General features: G+C 39.4%; 25 protein-coding genes and 1 tRNA gene. 6 read left to right on the top strand and 20 right to left on the bottom strand.

The features are described 5' to 3' along the window. From ACYVFA_RS11120 to ACYVFA_RS11050, 15 genes are all read right to left on the bottom strand, one after another. Nucleotides 1-1179 carry a hypothetical protein gene (locus ACYVFA_RS11120; protein WP_460471890.1) on the bottom strand — a complete coding sequence of 393 codons (1179 nt, stop codon included), beginning with the start codon at nt 1177-1179 and terminating at the stop codon, nt 1-3. A gap of 35 nt (nt 1180-1214) precedes the next feature. Beyond that, the gene (locus tag ACYVFA_RS11115) at nt 1215-3812 is read right to left on the bottom strand and encodes a hypothetical protein (RefSeq protein ID WP_460471889.1); all 2598 of its coding nucleotides are present in this window, start codon (nt 3810-3812) and stop codon (nt 1215-1217) included. Next, a complete protein-coding gene (locus tag ACYVFA_RS11110) occupies nt 3812-6205 on the bottom strand; it encodes a tape measure protein (RefSeq protein ID WP_460471888.1) in 2394 nt (797 codons plus the stop codon). The genes ACYVFA_RS11115 and ACYVFA_RS11110 overlap by 1 nt, the downstream gene beginning before the upstream one ends. Next, the gene (locus ACYVFA_RS11105; protein WP_460471887.1) at nt 6205-6468 is read right to left on the bottom strand and encodes a hypothetical protein; all 264 of its coding nucleotides are present in this window, start codon (nt 6466-6468) and stop codon (nt 6205-6207) included. Before ACYVFA_RS11105 ends, ACYVFA_RS11110 begins: the two co-directional genes overlap by 1 nt. Before the next feature lie 50 nt (nt 6469-6518). Beyond that, nucleotides 6519-6944: a hypothetical protein gene (locus ACYVFA_RS11100; protein ID WP_460471886.1), complete on the bottom strand. Its 426-nt coding sequence runs from the start codon at nt 6942-6944 to the stop codon at nt 6519-6521. Between the two features lie 13 nt (nt 6945-6957). Beyond that, nucleotides 6958-7368: a hypothetical protein gene (locus tag ACYVFA_RS11095; protein ID WP_460471885.1), complete on the bottom strand. Its 411-nt coding sequence runs from the start codon at nt 7366-7368 to the stop codon at nt 6958-6960. 17 nt (nt 7369-7385) lie between these two features. Continuing rightward, nucleotides 7386-7772, bottom strand: a complete 387-nt coding sequence (locus ACYVFA_RS11090) for a DUF3168 domain-containing protein (RefSeq protein ID WP_460471884.1) — start codon at nt 7770-7772, stop codon at nt 7386-7388. Continuing rightward, on the bottom strand, nt 7769-8194 hold the full coding sequence (locus ACYVFA_RS11085) for an HK97-gp10 family putative phage morphogenesis protein (protein ID WP_460471883.1): 426 nt from the start codon (nt 8192-8194) through the stop codon (nt 7769-7771). Before ACYVFA_RS11085 ends, ACYVFA_RS11090 begins: the two co-directional genes overlap by 4 nt. Continuing rightward, nucleotides 8194-8337 (bottom strand): hypothetical protein, encoded by a 144-nt coding sequence (locus ACYVFA_RS11080; RefSeq protein WP_460471882.1) that lies wholly within the window; start codon nt 8335-8337, stop codon nt 8194-8196. Before ACYVFA_RS11080 ends, ACYVFA_RS11085 begins: the two co-directional genes overlap by 1 nt. A 2-nt stretch (nt 8338-8339) precedes the next feature. Then, the gene (locus ACYVFA_RS11075) at nt 8340-8687 is read right to left on the bottom strand and encodes a phage head closure protein (protein WP_460471881.1); all 348 of its coding nucleotides are present in this window, start codon (nt 8685-8687) and stop codon (nt 8340-8342) included. Beyond that, nucleotides 8678-9250, bottom strand: a complete 573-nt coding sequence (locus ACYVFA_RS11070; protein ID WP_460471880.1) for a head-tail connector protein — start codon at nt 9248-9250, stop codon at nt 8678-8680. The genes ACYVFA_RS11075 and ACYVFA_RS11070 overlap by 10 nt, the downstream gene beginning before the upstream one ends. Further along, nucleotides 9250-9432 carry a hypothetical protein gene (locus ACYVFA_RS11065; protein WP_460471879.1) on the bottom strand — a complete coding sequence of 61 codons (183 nt, stop codon included), beginning with the start codon at nt 9430-9432 and terminating at the stop codon, nt 9250-9252. Before ACYVFA_RS11065 ends, ACYVFA_RS11070 begins: the two co-directional genes overlap by 1 nt. Nucleotides 9433-9571: 139 nt before the next feature. Beyond that, nucleotides 9572-10864, bottom strand: a complete 1293-nt coding sequence (locus tag ACYVFA_RS11060; protein ID WP_460471878.1) for a phage major capsid protein — start codon at nt 10862-10864, stop codon at nt 9572-9574. Nucleotides 10865-10881: 17 nt separating this feature from the next. Next, entirely contained in the window at nt 10882-11481 is a 600-nt protein-coding gene (locus tag ACYVFA_RS11055) for an HK97 family phage prohead protease (protein ID WP_460471877.1), read from the bottom strand. Then, nucleotides 11456-12724, bottom strand: coding sequence for a phage portal protein (locus ACYVFA_RS11050; RefSeq protein WP_460471876.1), 1269 nt, complete (start codon nt 12722-12724; stop codon nt 11456-11458). The genes ACYVFA_RS11055 and ACYVFA_RS11050 overlap by 26 nt, the downstream gene beginning before the upstream one ends. A 101-nt stretch (nt 12725-12825) precedes the next feature. Here ACYVFA_RS11050 and ACYVFA_RS11045 point away from each other — a divergent pair, with 101 nt between their 5' ends. Next, a complete protein-coding gene (locus ACYVFA_RS11045; protein ID WP_460471875.1) occupies nt 12826-13146 on the top strand; it encodes a hypothetical protein in 321 nt (106 codons plus the stop codon). Nucleotides 13147-13384: 238 nt separating this feature from the next. Here ACYVFA_RS11045 and ACYVFA_RS11040 read toward each other — a convergent pair whose 3' ends face one another. The 5 genes from ACYVFA_RS11040 to ACYVFA_RS11020 form a co-directional block, all read right to left on the bottom strand. Then, nucleotides 13385-15166, bottom strand: a complete 1782-nt coding sequence (locus ACYVFA_RS11040; protein ID WP_460471874.1) for a terminase large subunit — start codon at nt 15164-15166, stop codon at nt 13385-13387. Beyond that, the gene (locus ACYVFA_RS11035) at nt 15144-15653 is read right to left on the bottom strand and encodes a P27 family phage terminase small subunit (protein WP_460471873.1); all 510 of its coding nucleotides are present in this window, start codon (nt 15651-15653) and stop codon (nt 15144-15146) included. Before ACYVFA_RS11035 ends, ACYVFA_RS11040 begins: the two co-directional genes overlap by 23 nt. A 4-nt stretch (nt 15654-15657) precedes the next feature. Continuing rightward, nucleotides 15658-15948 carry an HNH endonuclease signature motif containing protein gene (locus ACYVFA_RS11030; protein ID WP_460471872.1) on the bottom strand — a complete coding sequence of 97 codons (291 nt, stop codon included), beginning with the start codon at nt 15946-15948 and terminating at the stop codon, nt 15658-15660. An 80-nt stretch (nt 15949-16028) separates the two neighbouring features. Then, nucleotides 16029-16286, bottom strand: a complete 258-nt coding sequence (locus ACYVFA_RS11025; protein ID WP_460471871.1) for a hypothetical protein — start codon at nt 16284-16286, stop codon at nt 16029-16031. A 387-nt stretch (nt 16287-16673) separates the two neighbouring features. After that, a tRNA-Leu gene (locus ACYVFA_RS11020) sits at nt 16674-16757 on the bottom strand. Between the two features lie 222 nt (nt 16758-16979). Here ACYVFA_RS11020 and ACYVFA_RS11015 point away from each other — a divergent pair. From ACYVFA_RS11015 to ACYVFA_RS10995, 5 genes are all read left to right on the top strand, one after another. Further along, nucleotides 16980-17303: an ArsR/SmtB family transcription factor gene (locus ACYVFA_RS11015; RefSeq protein ID WP_460471870.1), complete on the top strand. Its 324-nt coding sequence runs from the start codon at nt 16980-16982 to the stop codon at nt 17301-17303. A gap of 6 nt (nt 17304-17309) precedes the next feature. Continuing rightward, nucleotides 17310-17777 carry an SRPBCC family protein gene (locus ACYVFA_RS11010; RefSeq protein WP_460471869.1) on the top strand — a complete coding sequence of 156 codons (468 nt, stop codon included), beginning with the start codon at nt 17310-17312 and terminating at the stop codon, nt 17775-17777. Nucleotides 17778-17783: 6 nt separating this feature from the next. After that, complete coding sequence (locus tag ACYVFA_RS11005) at nt 17784-18365, top strand: YdeI/OmpD-associated family protein (RefSeq protein WP_460471868.1); 582 nt, start codon at nt 17784-17786, stop codon at nt 18363-18365. Nucleotides 18366-18513: 148 nt separating this feature from the next. Then, nucleotides 18514-18888, top strand: a complete 375-nt coding sequence (locus tag ACYVFA_RS11000; RefSeq protein ID WP_460471867.1) for a DoxX family protein — start codon at nt 18514-18516, stop codon at nt 18886-18888. A 41-nt stretch (nt 18889-18929) separates the two neighbouring features. Continuing rightward, nucleotides 18930-19352, top strand: coding sequence for a DUF4256 domain-containing protein (locus ACYVFA_RS10995; RefSeq protein WP_460471866.1), 423 nt, complete (start codon nt 18930-18932; stop codon nt 19350-19352). Nucleotides 19353-19399 lie beyond the last annotated feature (47 nt).

Here is a 19399-nt window from a genome sequence, read left to right as displayed (position 1 = left end):
TTATGCTACTACTTTTCTGATGAGTGCTCTGTATTGCCCTGTTGATGGGGCTGTATTGAAATTCAGTGTCACAACTGTTGTAGAAGTACGAACTGTATTCACATATACAGTTTCTCCGGTAGCTACTTTTACAACCTCTACTGCTACGTCTACCGTGCCCAAGCTGTGAGTAACTGCAATAGCAGTTGCAGAACCATTGCCCACATTTCCCACAAAAGCCCCTGCCTTTGAATCAAAAAACGTTTTGAATTTGAGTGGAGTAATATATCTGGTATCGTCTGTTCCTGTGTTTGTTTCTGTCTGTGTGGCTATTTCTGCTAAACCTGCCCGCGTTTCGGTGGCGGTAAGCGAGGCTAATGAGCTTGGAGTGACCACTTTTAATGTATCTGTACCTGTCTGAACCTCTGTATTGGTGGCAAGCGTAACAAGTCCTAACTGGGTAGTACTTGCCTGCCCTCTGTTAGATTCCAGAAATACATAATGAGCTGCATTGGTAGTGGTAGGAGCATCCTGATTAGCAACAATCACATCCCCTACGTTAAATACCTGCGCCTGAACTGTTCCTGCAACTGTTACATACCAGTAATCACCTTTTTTAGTGCCCGCTGTTCCTGGTAGATTAGTAGCAACGTTAGCATCAAATCCCCCTTGCAGCGTTCCTATACTTGCTATGCGCCCATCTACATAGGCTTTCACGCTTGACTGGTTAGGAATACCTGTCGAACTGTTACTGGCGAAGTCGTTTTCGTTGAGGATAGGAATAGCCGAAGGCACACCAGAACTACCCGCTGTGCGACCGATAACGGTCATAGTAGGTATATCCTGAATCTTTCCGAAGGTGACGTTCTTATCAGCTACCTTAATCGTAGTGACTGCTCCATCTGCCAGTTTAGCGGTAGAGATACCCCCATCTTTTACCCTGACAGCATTACCAGATATTTCTACCGAAATAGTATCTACGTTCACAGCAAGGGTCACTGTTCCAGAAGTCCCGCCACCTGTCAAACCACTTCCAGCGATTACTCCCGTTATATCACCGCCAATATTTGACCATGCTGTTCCATTCCAGTAATAATAAGTCAAATCAGTAGTGTTATAATAAATCTGACCAGATACCGGCGTTGCCGGAGCAGTGGCCAATGCATCCAGAACCACGTTAATAACCTGGTTCTGATTCATATTTATGTTACTTAAAAACTCTAAATTTGCCATTTTTATATATTTTTAATGCCCATCAATAGAGCGTATCCGGTTTCAGAACTATTAAATGTTACTTGTAATTCGTTATCGTTGATTTGCATGATTGAGCCAAAAATCTGTTTGCCTGTTTCATCAAAAGTCTGGCACATGCACTTCTGGCCTTTATTATGTGGAATAATCCACGTATTAGCCGCGGTATCCTGTGTAAAAAAAAAAGTGGGTACATTCACCAAATAATTCCAGTCGTTCAGCACTGTAATGCCGTCCGGGTTAGCATCCGGCAATTTGAATGTGTAATTTTTATTTGTTTGCAAAAAATCAAGACTGAAGAAAGCTTTTGCATTGTTGATATTTTGCAAGACAAAATCACCCACTACTTTAGTGATTGAATCACTTTTGCCGATTTCAATACTATCGTCGTCTTTCCCAACCCTTAATTTACCATCTTGCCGGACAACTGAACCCATATCATGAATTTGACCATTTACCAGATTACTCCAATTCAATATCCCGATATTCCCCTCTTCATCATCTACTACTACACCATTGATAAGTTTTTTAACCCAGTCGAAGAGGTTTTTGATAAAACTTCCTCCCGTCCCGTTTCCTACGCCAGGCGAGGGCACAGTTTCGTCAACCATATTGATCTCCGTGCCATCAGTGAGGACTCCTGTTTTTTTACGTATTACACTGACTGAATCCTGAAACTCTATTATTCTGACACTAGCTATTGATTGTGCATAGTTATAAGAATAAGAAACGATATATCCCTTATTTACAAAGCCTCTCATATCAACAATATGCCGGTATTTCAACAGTCCCCATATATCGCCATCATAAACTTTCTGTGTTTTTGATTGGGTATATAAAATATCCTGCGCACCAATAGAATGAAAATTCCTTCCTGTTGTTTCAGTAGGGCTTATCCATGATTTTGTAACAAACCCGGCATTATTCCTTAAAGCCGACAAGTTACCCCCATCGGTATAATCTCCATAAATTGCGTCTAACTCTTCATTATTAGGGCTATATGCAGCTTGAGTAGCTTTGTAATATATCTCCTTTAAGTTGAGATTGGTATCGGCATTTATCCAGCCTAGCGTGAGGTTTTTGAACCAGACGGCCGAATCTTGAGTTTCTCCAGGGTAAGGATTGAGCTGTGTTTTCCCTTCAGCTAATTGAACAATTATTTCAACTTTCTGTAAATTGCCTTTCCAGTTAAAGATGGTCCCATCTACAACAGAAATAACCTGTAAATCAGCAACATTTTTACTGGTTACATCCCATGTTACAGGCGTTTTTTTTGAGTGCCCGTTTACATCAGAGTTTTTAATTATTATACTTCCCTTATTTCGCTCCCACTCTCCATCTTCGTTTAGTCCAAAGACAAATGCGCCATAGTCAAATGTAATTATCCTTACATAGCACGCAACTGAAATCGTTTCAATGTCTCGTGTGTAAGCACTGCCAGAGAAAACTATATTTTTTTCAAGATTCAAAAGAGGATCTCCTGCATTGAATATTGTAACGGTCTGAGCAATACCTTTAACCGTTGGCGACACATAATAACCAGGAATTAAAACTCCAAATGGATTCCCGGATGTTCCATCACCTGTCCGCCCGATAGTTGCACCCCCAAAGGCTTCCCACCCATCAAAAGAGCTTCCATTCCAAGTCCTAAAATCATTATTAATAAGCTTATTCTTCCATTTGCCAAGCTTATGTGTAATCTTTGCGTATTTGATAGGAGATAAATTAGAAACACTTCCGCCGGAAAGTGGCTGATAATTCACTGAATTATGTATGGCATTAACCGAAAGGTCTAAATCGCCATAGCTAATCTGCGCGCCATCATTTAAATAGTATTTTCTTGATTTTGCTTGTCCGTCGGATAGTTCAGGCACATACACAAGCCACCATTCACCATCCTCTTGAAACAACCGCATTCTTTCAGTTTTGAGAATGTCACCTAATACCTTATACGTATCAAGCGGCTCATTCTCACCCCTGAATAAATCCAAATCAATATACCTCTGCCTTAAACTATCTGAAGAATCGCTTTTATCATCATCTATATTGAATATGTTATTGATTGTGTTTAGATTTAAAGATGTTCCCACCTTAATCAAGCACAATCGAATAATATCAAAAATCGACGACAATCCTGTATAATAAACACTTGAATCATCAACAAAATCAATATTCTTTAAAAAATCCAGACCATCACAGGCTTGTAATTTATAGTTTATACGGCCATCCTGGTAAGGGGTAGAGTCTTTTGATACCTGTAAATAACCTCTGAAATCTAAAGTGGTTGCTGGGCCTACTGTTTTTTCAATTTCAACCAGCCATTCTTTAGGGTTTGCTACTAATAATTCTGACAAATCGGAACTTGTGAGTATATCAATAGATAGCGTTTTATCTCTTATCCCTATATACTCATCTTGAGAATTATTAATTTTAGCAGTAACATTCCCGGCTCCCATGTCTGGTAAATCAGTAATAATACCTGCATAACCATCTTTCTTGAATACCAATGTATAAATAGCAGGAACTTTTGAAGGACCTTCTAAAGTCTTAAAACTTACCCTGTATTTAGTTGCAAATGCCATTATCCTAGAGTCGGCAAGCCGTTTCTTTTTAAGTATCTGTTCAGTGGTATTATTATTGCTTCGCCTTCTAGCCTTATTTCTCCGGCTACTATATTTCCACCGCCACCGCTGCCTATCAAATCTTTCAGTTTTGAGAGGGGCGCAATTACTTCAGGGTTATTTCTAGCTCCCGGATACTCTCCCATCAATCCCATCGTAGGGCCGTAAACCAAGCCACCATTGGCGAATTTTGGGGTTTTGTTGCCCATACCTCCGGCTAGCCCTTTCAATAATCCACCACCAGCAATTACGGCTATGGCCGCGCCAATACCTGGCGTTGTACCGAAAAGTTTTTTAGCTACTTCTATTAAACTCCCCATCTTTAACATTTGCTGTCCCAACTGAATCATAAAATCCCCGATGGTCATTAGGATACTTTTAAAGATATTACTCATGTCAAACCCGCCGCCAGTCAATGCCTTACCTAATGCCTCTCCGAACCCAGACCCTACATTAGTCAATAAATTAGTCTGCAATTCTGTAAACATTTGATCAAACTGATCATTTAGCTGGTCAAGTTGTGTCTTGGAGTTTGTGACTAAAATATTCAAGCCTTTTGACGATTGTTTGAGTAATTCAGCCGGACCCATTTTTAACTTTTCAACTAAGGCATCGTATTTTTTCTTTAGGTTATCTCCAGCCTTCGTAAAATCCATTCCAACTTTATTCCAAGTTTCTGTTATTTGATTTGAAAACTTGTTAGCAGCAAAAGAACTTAGTCCAAACTCTCTAAACCCAGTTTGAATTGATACAGCAACAGTATGAATAGTGTTTAATACCCTAGTACCATATTCTTTTACCTTTAAATCTAAGTCACCTATAAATTTTAATTCATTGATATTTAAACCCTTTAATCCTTCAGGTGCTGGAATACCACCTCCTCCCCCTCCGCCCGTCGTCTTAGGCGGCTTTGTCAAAGCATTTAATGCTGCGCCTAATTTGCTCAGTGTAAAAATAGACTCCGGCACTGTAGCCTTGATAGAAGAGGTGACAGCATCAATATAGGCAATCGTAGAATCTGCACCCTTGGCCATGCCATCAAACCCAAAGAACCCTACCGCTCCTCTGAATAATTTTACTGTGAGTTTTACACTTTCGGCAATAACCGTTATAATACCGTTCCAGGCTCGCTTGGCTATGTTCTTGATATTCTCCCACATACTTGACCAATCACCGGTAAAGAAGTTGACGAATACCATCACCAAGTCACCTATCAAGGCAAGTCCATAATTGATAATTTCAATAGCTGTGTCCAGAATTCCGGTTTTATCCAAATAAGCCTTTATTGAGTCCCAGTGCTGAATGATCTGTCTTGTGGCAAAGGCAAATGCGGCAATCGCGATTAGGAGTGGAATATTGATGGAAGTCAGTAATAGCCTTACTTTACTCCATCCTGTAAGCAGAGCAGGAATTACAGAAGAGGTAAAAACACCTATCACCACCAGAAGGGGGCCAATAGCTGCGGTAATTCCTACAATAACAAAAATGATTCTTTGTGCTTCAGGAGAAAGTTGTTTGAATGTCTCTACTATACCATCAATCCACTCTGATACCTTATTGAACATGGTAGTCAACCCAAATGCTTTATCTGCGGCATTCATCATTTCGTAGGCACCGATTTTTAGAGAATCGCCAATGTTTTCCATCGCAACCTTGAAACCACCGCTAACTCTGGGTAGCTTTTCTAGTTGCTTTACAATTTCTTCCAGAAACTTATCAGCCTTTATGCCTTTCTTTTGAATCACCTCAGTGTCAGAAGTACCAAAGGCCTTTTGCATCAAGTCCCGGATCATAGGCAGGCGTTCGGCTATTTGATTGACCTCTTGAGCCATTACATTCCCCTTTCCCTTCATTTGCGCAAAGGCCGTTGCTATGCCGGCCAGCTCTTCTTTTCCTCTTCCTGAATACACAAGGGCGTTTCCAAACTCCCTCACAGCTTTTGAACTCAAGTCAGCCGCAAATTTCACGGATGCGAAAGTGATAGTAGATTTTGCAGCCTCTTCTAAACCTAACCCGGGCAGTTTAGCAGTTTTCTTTATTTCATTTAAAGAAATGCCATAAACATCAAGACCTCGCTTCAACTGATCAATATCACCATAAACCGCACCCGCGGCAACGCCCAAAGCAATGATAGGGGCAGTCAGATAAGTAGAAAGGCTTTTACCAACCGACGCAATTCTATCCCCCAATCTACCGATACCTTGTTGAAAGTTTCGTGCGATATTGTCAGCCTCACGCATCGCACGAGCCAGACGGATATTCAATTCAGCAGACAAACGACCAACTGACCCTGCGGCATTGTTCATTGAATTGACAAATCGTGTCTCGTTTGCTGTTAATCGAATATTGGCCATTAATTTTTTATTTTACCGTCGGCAATTTTCATTTGCAGAATCTCTTCTTTAGTCAATGGCATGTACGCTAATTTTGGCTTAGTCCTTGGCTTTTCTGCTTCGTCAATGAAGTGAAGCCAGAATAAGTCAGTTTCTTTAATGTAGTCTCCCTCCTCTGCACCGATGTTTGTTAGGATCGTATAGAGTTTTCTCCAGGGCAGCCATGCTTTTTGCTCATTATAATAATAAGCCTCAACCATTCTCAGGTAATTATCTGGACGCATATACCAGAAACTCTCTGAACTAATGTCGAGGCCTATTTCGGCAGCCTGTTCTAAGACTCTATCGAAGTTTCGAATTGTTTCTTGAACTTCTCCTTCAGATCTATTCCCATCGCTTGCGCTTGTTCCACTTGACGACTTAATTGAGAATTTTCTGCCAATGAAATAAACCCCATAGCAGTCAATGCCAGTTGCTTCGCATTTTCTATGCCTTCCTCATCTTCACAATCGTCTATCCATCCAGCAACAACTTTAGTACTGAAGTCTTTGGGTAGCGATTTATTATCTCCGTCGCCTATCACCATTCCACAATAGAAAAGGAGGACAATAAGTGTCACCGGATTAGCTTCATTGAAGTTTTTATCCTTTCTTTTTTTAGCGATTTCTTCTAAATAGAGTTCTTGTGTCAACATTCCAAATGTCAACTTACGATCAGCACCTCCGATGTTGATTGTAATAGAGTTTTTACTTTTTGTCATGATTTTATAATTGTTAAGCTGCTTTTACTCCTAAAGTAAACGAGTTACCACGACCAGAGGCAGAATAAGTTGCAAGTTCTGTGTCGCTTGCATCTTCTTTGACAGAAGTCAAATATCCCACGATGGTATACTTAGGTTCTCCAACCGTTTCCGATGTATAATTGATAGTCACTTCTGTATCATTGTTTATCGCAGTAAAAAGATCAACCACCGAAACATTGGTAGTTTCTTCTGTGTTGTCGTAGACTTTAGCCAGCCCTTCCAGTGAAAATTTGGTAGATTTTTTGCCCGGCTTAAACGTCATTTCATCACCACTGCCCTGGCAATTAGTCTCTAGTTCGGCAGCAGTTCTTTCAACGCTGATTTTTCTAGCGCAACCAACTAGTATTGTACCTAAGTATAGCCTGACCTCTTTGCCAAGCATTTTTTCTTTTGCCATATCTATGATTTATTTAAAATAATCCTGAAATCGTATGATACATGAGCCTTGCGGCTATCTTTTTCTCTTTCATTTGCCCCCCTGCCATCGAACCGGATAGATACTACAAACAAGCCTTCCAGTTCTCCGTAAAAATTATCAAGTTCGGCCCTGATTGTTTTTGCCATCAAACGGGCATCAGCGTATTTCTCAGCAAAACAGCTATATTGAATAATAATTTCGTCGCAATGATCGGTAGCAGTATAAACACCTTGCTCAGAAACTATCAGATAAACTACATAATTACCTTGCACACCTTGTGGAGCTTGAAGGACATATATTCTATCTCCAATCAATGCAGAAAGTGCAGAATTAGACAATAGTTTATTTCTCAATGCATCTTCAATCATAACCCATTTAGCCTTTTATCAACCTCTTTTTGTAGTTCGTCCAGATAAATTCTTTCTTGCTCTCCTTTAGTCTGCTCATCTGCGGGCCTCATAAAAGGTTTGGCAGGCTGATTCTCAGTTCCATATTCTGGAAAATGGGCAATATACCCATGTCTTCCTCTAAGCTTTCTGTACCCAACAATCACCTCATGTGATCCGAATTTCTTGAACTTTGTTCTGGCTATCCTTAAGTCTTCTGCCATCAATCCAGTATCTTCAGGTGCAAGCAAATCCATTCGTACTTTCAAAGGTTGTGCAGCCTTAGTCAAAGCCTTCAGGTGTATTTCAGGAGTCAAATGATTAGGGATATTTCTCAATTGCACTGCGAGCGCATCAAGAGAATCGCCCCCATCTACTCCTATATTGAACCCAAAGCCAGACATCAGCTTCTAGCTTTTTTAACTTTTGGCTCTACGTATACAATCGCCAATTTACTATCAATCAAGACTTTTGCCTCTTCGTCAGACAAATCGTAAACAACCCCTTTGCAGTGAGTACTTGTATTTTTTATAGCTAAAATTTTCATGGCTATCTTTGTTGTTTTTGCTTGCACCTTAGCACCAGATACTCTTTTACACTTTTCTCCGGCTCAGATATATTTTCAATGTCATATTCAGCATTGGTAGCCAGCTCTTTTACCTTCATTTTTGTGTCAGGCATCAAATTATCCGGAGGATACGCGATAATCCAGTTAGTATATGTATTGCTACTAACCGTCATGGCTTCTACCTCTTCTCCTTGCTTATCTGTCAAATCCTTTCGTTCGGCCCAGGTATAAAAAAGGTGCGTATAAGTAGTGACAGATTCGCCATTTTCGATGATGGTAGAAGAAGCCAGTACTTCAATTTTCCTATCTAAGCGAACCCTCAAAGCCATAATCTCAAACTATTGATGCTTCTGTCAATTGCTTCTGTTGCACTTTTTACCTCGGACGGCATTTTATCTCGAAAATAGGTTTCTACATAAGTCCGGATAGCGCCTTTGGCCATTGCCGGCACTTTGTCCCAATCCGCACACCCGGCTGTAACGGTAATCTGAACAGCCGTTTCTTTGCAAGGTAGTTGGGGCAATTGACCGGAAAACAGGACTACACTCATTTTCTCGTCTTTGTGCTCAAGTTGGTATTGATCAGCAGCTAATTCTTCATAATCTTCCGTTTCTTCATTCCAGCATTCCACTTTAGTTACAGCTGTCACCGGGTATATATCGAAAACCTCATTATGAGGAAAATGATCAGTTTTTACAGTAAATGTTCTTGATCCAATCCTCAAACCAGACTCGTTTTCAACTTTTGCCCGTATCTCTTCTACTAACAGTCCTAAACGGGAATGTTCTTCAGTAGTGCCATAGCCTCGCGACCATTCGTCCAGGGTAGCATAAGGCAATAGTGTTGGCACTATTGAAGAGGTAGCAGAAGAAGATATAAAAGCTCTTTTCATTACTTGCCGGTTGCTTTTTCAGTTTGTTCCTTACTCAGAGCGTTTTCCTCTTCTTTTGTGATGTCACGTACAAAACCACCTTTTTTCAAAGTTGCTTCACGTTTTTCATCTTGAATATTTTCTATCTCTCCCACATGGCAGCCGCTCAGCGGATGAGATTTCAACCAAAGTACTTTTGACATAAACTGATATTTTGGGTTTTGAATGATTGCATAAATTTCAGAATAGGGCTTTAGAGTAGCCCTAAACAAATGCACAGTTTTTCGAAACAAAAAATGCCTCTATCTTTCGAAAGAGGCATTTTACAATATATCGGTAGTATTAGGCGGTTAAAGCGTCTTTCATAGCTGAGAAAGAAACTGCACGGGCCACTGCAATATCATAGAAGGTATTGGCAGTAACTTGTACCTGAGCCTTTTTAGCCAGCGTGTAAGGATCAACTACAAAATCAATCACACCCCATTGACCAATAAATACATCCTGGAAGTTTCCGAATATAATAGCAGAAGCAATAGCATTGGCCGTTCCTTTTGTTAGATTTGAAGGGACATAATTTGAAACCAACGCTGGATAACCATTCAAAGGCGCATTGCCATCAGTCCAAACAGAAGCACCATTTGTGCCTGTATATTTTTCAGTGGTTTTCAGTTTGCCTCTCACTTTTGTATTGGTCAAGTATCCTAATGACCCCTGATCGGCATCATTAGCAGCCACAGCAGTTTCCAGAGCCACAATGTGGTTCCATGTAGGAGCCGCGCCATTGGTACCACCTACAACTGCACCGATGCCAACAGTAGCTAAAATCTTTGCAATTGTCTCTACATCTGCCTTTGCGCCAAAAGCTTTCAAAAACTGTTCGCGCAAGAAAGACTCTACAGAAAGCGATGTTTGTAGAAGTAATTGTTTTGAATAAGGCACGGTGACACCCCTGCGTTTAGGAGCCATATCTATATCGTCAAACAAGATTTCAGTATCTGTCAAAGCTTCAATTTCCGTCAGTTCCGAAACGCTTAGCTTTGTTGTTTGTACTGGGAATTTCAAATTTCCTTGCAATCCAGTCAAACGAGTAACGCCTAAAGATGGCAATACTGATCTTGACCAGAATTGCTCGATCAAACCTCCAAGAACAGTAGGAACTGTAATACCTCCCTGATCGCCTGCAGCTGATGTCTGCCCGGTTGCCGACTGTCCAGCACGTAACTCCGATAAATCAGGCATTACAAAACCTGAGCCGCTCACTGATACTCCTTGGTCTTTTGCCTGACGTTCACCTTCTTCATGAACTTCCTTTTCAATCCCTTCAAACGGTTTTCCGTCCGACAATGACCGTAAGGCGCGCGTTAGTCGGAATCTGCCAAAATTTCTCATATCACCTTCTGAAAAATCGCGATTGCCTAGAACGCCATTGTTCAGGTTGAGATTAGTCGGATCAGGCGAGAGAGCGCGAATTTCTTCTAAAACGTCGAGGTGTTCATCGTCATATTTGGTAATATGCACACGTTCCTCAGGTGTCAACTTATCAAAGCCCTCTGTCTGAGCTTTCTTTTTAGCATTGTTTCTCGCCTCCAACAAACTGTTAAAATAGTCTCTGGCTTCTTTAAGTGTTCTTTTCATTGTAATTTATTTAGAGCTTATACATTGCACAATAATTTTAAATACCCGTCTTTTTCTGGTGGCGTAGGAGGTTCGGGCATTCCTCTACACTCTTCGTAATCTCGTTTGGTCAACCCAAGTCCCTGAGTACCTTCATAGGCTTCGTCAATGACGGGCGAAAGGTCCCTGATAGCAGAAAATTTCTTAATTACTCTTACATCAATTTCTTTTCCTTCATGAGTCTCAGTAAACCACTGATCTTCTTCTGTTCTGAATTCGAAAGAGCTTGCACGTAAGTCGCCTCTTTCTGCTAAAACAGCTACATCTCTCCCAACTTGCGTATCAGGCAGTTCCACTTTATATTTTACCCCTCTGGCATCAGTGGTGTAAGTCAATGTGCCAGCCCAAGTAGTGCCTAAAACCTGATTAATGTCATGATTGAACTTAGAAACCATGCGGCTCATATCCGCACCAACTACAGCCTCGGGCAAAATGCGTTCTTTGAAAAAACCGTAAAGCAATCGGCTATCAGAATTGAAAACTATACCATACCCTTCCAGATAGGTTTTGTCACCTTCTTTCACTATCCGGAATTCACTTCCGTCAAAAAATCTATTTTCCTTGTCCAGAGTTTTCATTGTTTTTATTCATGATTGAGTTACCACTTGCCACATCTTCCACTCGTTGCATATTACCATTGACCATATAAGTTTCACCACCGGTATACTGATTCATGTCATTGAGTTTGCGAGCATCGTTTGGCGACATGACCCCGTTTTGAATTGCCTGAGCAAAACCTTCCATTCTACTCTTGAAGTCCGCACGCAACAGCACATCTAAATTGTGCTTCACATACCAAGTGCCTATTTCATTTGTCCGGAATGCCTTGTAGTTGATCTCTTGCTCTGCCTGCACAGTGAGTGGCAATAGCGTAAACTGACAGAACTGAATCATTAAATCCTCAATACCTTTACCAAAACTTGTACTTTTGGTGGTATCACTGGCCAGATGGGGTGGTACACCGTACACCTGGTATATTTTAGTAGGAGCTGCATTTAAAAACTCCATTAACTGACTTTCTACGTTCGATTTTGCGATTGATTCGTATTTAGTACCAAAAGACAGTACTGGAGTTCTGAAATTATTCCCAATTCCTCCGAAATTATCATCCCACGCATTCGAAGCTTCTTCCATATCTGCCTGAGTCAGTTTTTTATCTGCCTGCAGGTACCCATTAGTGAAAGTTCCTTTTTCATAGTACTTATCAAGGAAAGCCTCTGCCCGCATCTGCGTTTTTAGGCTATTCCTGATCAAGCCTACCCGGCTTTTACCTATTTTCCCATCAAGTGACAAATCCTGCAAGTGAATAAAATCCTCTTCTATCAGGATTTTACCTGTGTTTTTCAATATTTGCATTTCGCCACTTGCAGTTTCCATAAAAGAGAACTCCCAAGGCAATAAGATTTTCAACTCTTTAGGTCTGCCATATTGCCCGGCCACCATTTCAATCACACAGTTGCCGTATATCAATACGTGTGTCCAGGCTGTGAGCCAGAAAACGAAAGAACTCTGGTGTCGATTGGGCCTCAAATAGAATAAGGTATAAAGCGGGTGATTTTTGTCTACGTTTGTATCTCCGTTTAGCTCTTCCTTGAAAATTTTCTTAGGCGCAACAGCAATAGAAGAAGCGATGAGCCACACACAACGATACAAAGCAGACAAACCAAGGGCAGTTTCGGGAGTTACTGTGACATTGATAGGGTCAATACCAAGCATTTTCAGAAATCCTTCGCCATCACTCAGTGAAGCAGAGCGTTTTTCTATCTGAGTATGCTTGATTTCAAGACCTAACCAATTACGTATTTGACTCTTTAGCCCCATTTCTCCCTTTTGGCTATAAAATTCGGATAAGAAATTGGCAGCACCCCTAAACAAATGCACAGTTTTTTGTTATATTTGTTCAAGAAAAAACTATTGAAATTATGAAAGCCGGACTTGAACTTTTGAGAGAAGAAGCGGTTTTGCCTGAAGAATATAAAAATCGGGCAAAATTATTCAATGCTTTTATTGAAGTGCGAAAATTAGTTGGTGGCGATTCAGTCGAAAAACTTACAGCTCTTCATAATTCAATGAGAGAAATGGAAAAGGGTGATATAAAAATTGTCGCTCAACTTTCTATGAATTCAGGCTTATCCTTTATTGATGCCAAATATCTTTATACAAGACTCAAAGATATAGAAAAATGTAAATCCACAATCAGGCGCTCTCGTGAAACCGGATTGAGTATTTATAGCTTGGTGTAATCAAGGGAATTAGAGGTGCTTGAATGTTTGTTGGTGATAACTTTGCTGGTTTCCCTGTTATAAGCATTCAAAAAGCTTTCATAAGAATCGAACTTTCGAAAAGCTACACCAAACCCTTTCAAACACTTTTCACCAAAAAGCCTTTCGGCTTCCTGATAAGCATCTCTCCGGCTCGCATACTTACTTTGCACCGAGTCGAAAATATTAAAAAAGATAGTGTTTGGCCGAATAACCATTGTTATTTTTTCTTTTTAGGAACAGTCACAATTTTATCGTCTTCCTCATCAACCTCAGTATAGGCCAACTTCAATTTAATGGCGTCTAAAGTACTCATTACTCCATCAATTTTCTTCTTCGCGTTCTTCCGGTCTGGCTTGAAGTTCAAGTTAGAATCAAATATCAGTTCCACATTACCCATCATCCAACTCATAACCGGGCTTCCATCATGAAACATCTGTTTATTTTCAATCAAATGTTGAAAATGCGCTGATGGGGCAGACATATTCAAAAGATTTTGATTTACTGGCTGTAACCTCTCCATCAACACATAATCACCTTTCTTTTCGTCAAAAATATACTCTTCGGGCAATTCTGCATTGAGTCGCTTAACTGTGTCTGTCAAACGATACGGATCGTAACCTATAAATGCGAAATATTCACTATACTCTTTATACGATTTTGCTATTTCTAACTCTACGTGCTCAGTGTCAATCGTTTTTCCTTCTGTGGTTGTCAGCCATCCATCTCTTATCCATTGCTCAAAAAGCCCTTTGGTTTCGATAGGAAGTCTGTTGAGTTGCTGTTCTGCAATGAAAAATTTATGCTTGATAAAATACGTATCATCTACCAGATGAAAAAGGAGCGAGAAAGCATATATATCCCGACTGCTTGCTCCGTCAATACCGCCCCAAACTTTTTTTATGCCAACCTCATTCAATCTATCAACGTGCGTCAATTCTTCCCAAAGCTCTGATGCTATCCAGGTCTCAGAGCTGTCAACAAACATATTGAAGTTCTTAGTCAGTACCCCAGTACGCCGGCCGGGAATCTGAATCATCTGATTCACTTGGTCCCGCAAATACTTTTCTAAGACGCTTACCCCAAGGTTCGGATTTGCTTTGATCCATTTTGTGGGGTCATATATTTCATCGGCATTATCAAGTGTGTAGTAAATGACAAAAACGTTATCGTTTAAGTATTTACCCTCAAGTATTTGTAGCAAATTCATCAAATACTCATAAAACCAATAATCTTTATGAAACCCGGCTGTACTGATTTGATACAAAATAGGTTGTAAACGGGAACCCATCGCACTTACAAATATGTCATAAAGCCCCGAATTCTTATATTCATGTGTTTCATCCAGAATAGTAGCGTGAGGATTCAAACCATCAAGGGTATTGGCATCTGAGCTCATGGGCTGAAACTTCGAGTCCGTTTCCTGAAAAGCGATGGCATCCTTTGTTAAATCGTCCTTACTGAAAAACTCTCTCAGGTTAGGGCTTATTCGGATAATTTTCTTTGCCTCATCAAATACAATTCTTGCCTGGTCTTTTTTAGTGGCTGCACAAAAAACATTACTTTCGACCTCATCATCAAACATCAGGGCCTTTAACCCAAAACTAGCCGCATCTGTGCTTTTGCCATTTTTTCTTGATACGCAAACACAACTTTCAGTAAAACGCCTGACGTCACCCTGCATAAATCCATAAAGATTGGCCTTGATAAATGATTGCCAAGGCTGCAATATAAACGGATCATATTTCGACCGGGTAACAATATTACCTTTCCTATCTTTTACCTGTTCAAATTGCTTGATATTGACAAAATCATAAAACGACAAATCTGCCTGAGCTCTATCATAATCAAACCAGAGGTTTCGCGCTTCACCCTTTTCTAGATCATCATAAAACCTTTTGACGGCAAGTTTCACCCACTTACAGGCCTCAATCTTTCCGTCCTGTACATCCTGAGCATACTTGAATGCTGTATCTAACTCATTCTTTGTTTTTACGTGCATCCATCAAACTTCTTAAAGGATTTCCTGAATTTCCATTGCCAGTAGTAGCCCGGCTTTTAGGTGTCAAACCAAGGTCATTTGCTAAAACTGAAAGCTTTTTTTCCTCTTGGTCATACACTTTCTTCCATTGCGTAAGTGTTTCATATGAACTCCCAGCTTGATTTGTTTGCTCAATCACCATATTTTCGAATGGATAATCATTGCCCTCCAGTTTAAATTTGGCCTTATGGTACATCTCATAAGCGCCAGCATAGCGCTCAATCAATTCCAGATCTGGAATAAATAAGCGGCCTTCAAAAAGTAGAATATCACAAATCTCTTTAAACTTTTTCTTTCCAACCTCAGTGATTACTGTATCTGGAATTTTATTTGGTCGCTTCAATAGCCTTTGCGACTTGATAGGATTTTTCGGCATTCTATCTGCTCTTGCAGTGCCTTGGAGTACTTTCAATTCTGAGGGTTTGGCAGGACGCCCAGCGGTTCCCATAATATTATCTTTTATATCCTTCTATAGCTGATTTTCTGGCATGACAACTATTGCATAGTGTCTGTGTGTTTTCAATATCAAAAGGCTCTCCGCCTTCGTTGACAGGTTTTATATGGTCAACCATTTGCCCAGGTGCTGCACAGTTACGGCAAAAGGGCTCAATCATCAAGCGCTGCAACCTCACGCCATCCTTACCCCGCCAAAGCTTATTATCATACACCCACCGATTAGGCTCCGAGTTTCTTTCTGCCTTTTTCTCAAAATTTTTTCCCGGATTTTTTTTAACCAAAATCATAACACCCCCCCTAACGCTGAATTTTGACAAGAGATACGCGTGTCTGCCGATGCGGTTGCTAAGAATGGAGGCTTGAAGATTTACCTCCCCCTCCCCTCATTCAATGACCTCGCCAGTGGATTGCAAAAATGCAGACCATTCATGCTTTGACACATAATATATAACTTTAAAGGACTCAAAGAAGCATCTAGGATATAAGCACCATGATTGATTAGTCCTGATATGATAGTGTAGGTTTGATTGATTCCTATCTTGTGTAAATAGTCTCCTAATGCAGTTACATCTACTGTACCTATGACCTCAATAGTCTTGGCATCTGTATCAATTAATAACCTCATCTCTATATCATTTTGGAGTTTTAATCATAAAGACTATCTATAAAGCTTTCCTGCCTTTGGTGTACTTAAAGCGAATACACATCCTTGTCAATGGGATTCTAACCCATATACTTATAGAGTTACCAAACTTGAAAAAAGCAATATGTCTATTTAAGAACTGTTTGTGCGTTACTTTGATAATTGCCATAACGAATTTGTGCGTTACTTTGATAATTGCCATAACGAAGTTGTTGAAGTAATGAAAGGCTAAAATGTTTCAGTAATATTTCAGTAAAACGTAGGTAAATATAAGTAGAGTATAGTAGAAAAGCAAAAAAAAATACCTGTAAGTCATTGACAAACAGGTATCTAATAACAAATGTTCAACTTAAACTTAAATCTTAATTGTGACGATGGCGAGATTCGAACTCGCACAGGCTAACGCCCACTACCCCCTCAAAGTAGCGTGTCTACCAATTCCACCACATCGCCATTTGCAAATGCAAAACTACGCAAGGCATAAGATTATTCCAAATATTAGCCTTTTTAATTGCTTAACTTATCCAGGTGTTAAGCTATCAAAATACTTTTTCTTTCTTTTTTTGGGATTCAATAATGCGGCTACAAAATATATCAGTGTTTAACAAAAAAATAATAATATCAATTTGCGTAGCCAAATAACTACACATATATTTGTAGCCAAATAACTACATAATGAATTTAAGAAGAGATGTTTTTCAAGCCATTGCAGACCCAACCAGAAGAGCAATTTTGCTTCTAGTGGCTTCACAATCTATGACGGCCGGGGCTATTGCAGCAAATTTTGATACTGCGAGACCAACAGTTTCAAAGCATTTACAAATACTTACCGAGTGCGAATTGCTTGAGCAAAAACAAACTGGTAGAGAAGTATACTATAACATCAATGCAAAAAAAATGAAAGAGGTAGCAGACTTTATCGCACCATTCCGTCAGATGTGGGATGAACGCTTTAACAAATTAGAAGCAGTCATGAAAAATTATCAATCAAAAAAATAAAAAGACATGGAAAGAAAGACAAAGGTCCACGCCGAAGATGATAAGCAAGACCTAATCATAACCAGAGAGTTTGATTTGCCTTTAGAATTACTTTTTAAAGCTTATGAAGACCCTGAAATTATTGAGCAGTGGATGGGAACGAAAGTTGTGAAACTTGAAAACAAAAAGCATGGTAGCTGGCAATTTGAAACAACTGATCAGAATGGAAATATGTTATTTGGAGCAAATGGTGTAATTCATGACTTCCTGCCTAATCAGAAAATTACCAGAACGTTTGAAATGGTCAATGCGCCATTTGATGCACAGCTTGAATTTCTGGAATTTGAAAAACTAAGTGAAGAAACCAGTAAGTTAACCATGCACATAGTTTACAAATCAGTTGCCGTCAGAGACCAGGTTTTAAAATTACCATTCGCTCAAGGAATTAATATGGCTCATAATAGATTAGAAAGTGTCGTTAGTCAGCTAAAATAATAAATCATGACAAATCCAAAAGTTGATTTCTATTTCAATAAAGATTCTAAATGGAAAAAAGAATTTGAAGCGTTGCGATTAATAGTTTTGGAATGCGGGCTGAATGAGGAATTGAAATGGGGAGAACCCTGCTACACTTATCAGCGAACCAATATTGTTCTGATGCATGGTTTTAAAGAATACTGTGCCTTATTGTTTTTTAAAGGCGCTTTATTAAATGACTCTCATGGTATTTTAATTCAGCAAACAGAAAATGTACAGGCTGGAAGGCAAATCAGATTTACTAGTTTAGGAGAAATCATTGAAATGAAGTCTACCCTGAAAGCTTATATATTTGAAGCAATTGAGATAGAAAAAGCAGGGTTAAAAGTTACACTGAAGAAAACAGAAGATTTTATAGTCCCAGAAGAATTTCAAAGAAAATTAAACGGAATGCCTGCGTTAAAAACTGCTTTTGAAACCTTAACACCTGGGAGGCAAAGAGCCTATATTTTTCATTTTTCGCAAGCTAAACAATCTAAAACCAGAGAAGCGAGAGTTGAGAAATATATTGAAAAAATTCTAATTGGAAAAGGTTTGGACGATTAATTGTAAAGAGTTTATCTATTTATAAAGATTATCCCGTTTTTAAAGTTTATACATCACGGTTTGCTCATATCAGGATAAACGAAATAATACAAATACACATTTAAATCACCCAAGAGATTTATAAAGTCAAAACAAAGATTTTACTACCATGACAAAGACCAATAAAATAATTTACTGGATTGCCACTATATGGCTTTCATTAGGAATGGTATCTAGTGGAGTCGTACAATTGATACACTTAAAAGAAGAAGTTGATATGATGACTCACCTGGGTTATCCAATATATTTCCTCACAATTATTGGCGTGTGGAAAATGCTTGGAGTTATTGCGATACTTGTTCCTAAATTTCCTTTAGTAAAAGAATGGGCATATGCGGGATTCTTTATTACTATGACCGGCGCTATAATTTCTCATATAGTTATGGGAGACGAACTTAAAGAACTATTTGGTCCTACTTTACTTATTGTTCTGACAATTGTGTCTTGGTATTTTAGACCAGCAGATAGAAAAGTTATCGCATAACACTAATAATAATTCCACAAATAAAAACAAAACGTAGAATCATGAAGAATAATAAATCCCAATTATCAATTCAAGAGCAAAGTGAACTAATTAAAACACTAAGGACTCGCTTTGAGAAAAACATTGGCAGACATAAGAATATCGAATGGTCGGCTATACAATCAAGAATTGAAAGCAATACAGATAAATTATGGTCACTTAATGAAATGGAAATGACAGGAGGTGAACCTGACGTGGTTGGATTTGATGAAAAGACCAATGAGTATTTATTTTGCGATTGCTCAGCAGAAAGCCCAAAAGGTCGCAGAAGTATTTGTTACGACCACCAAGCCCTGAATGCCCGTAAAGAATACAAGCCAGCTGATAGTGCCATTAATATGGCTGCTGAAATGGGCATTGAATTACTAACAGAACAACAATATAAGGATCTACAGCAATTGGGGCATTTCGAGGATCAAGTATAAAAGCTGTGGGGTAGGTATCGTTAAGCATAGATTTGAGTAAGTCTGTA

This window comes from Emticicia fontis, from assembly GCF_054779675.1.
Note: the sequence above shows the minus strand (reverse complement) of the source record. Positions and strands in the feature narration are given on the sequence as shown.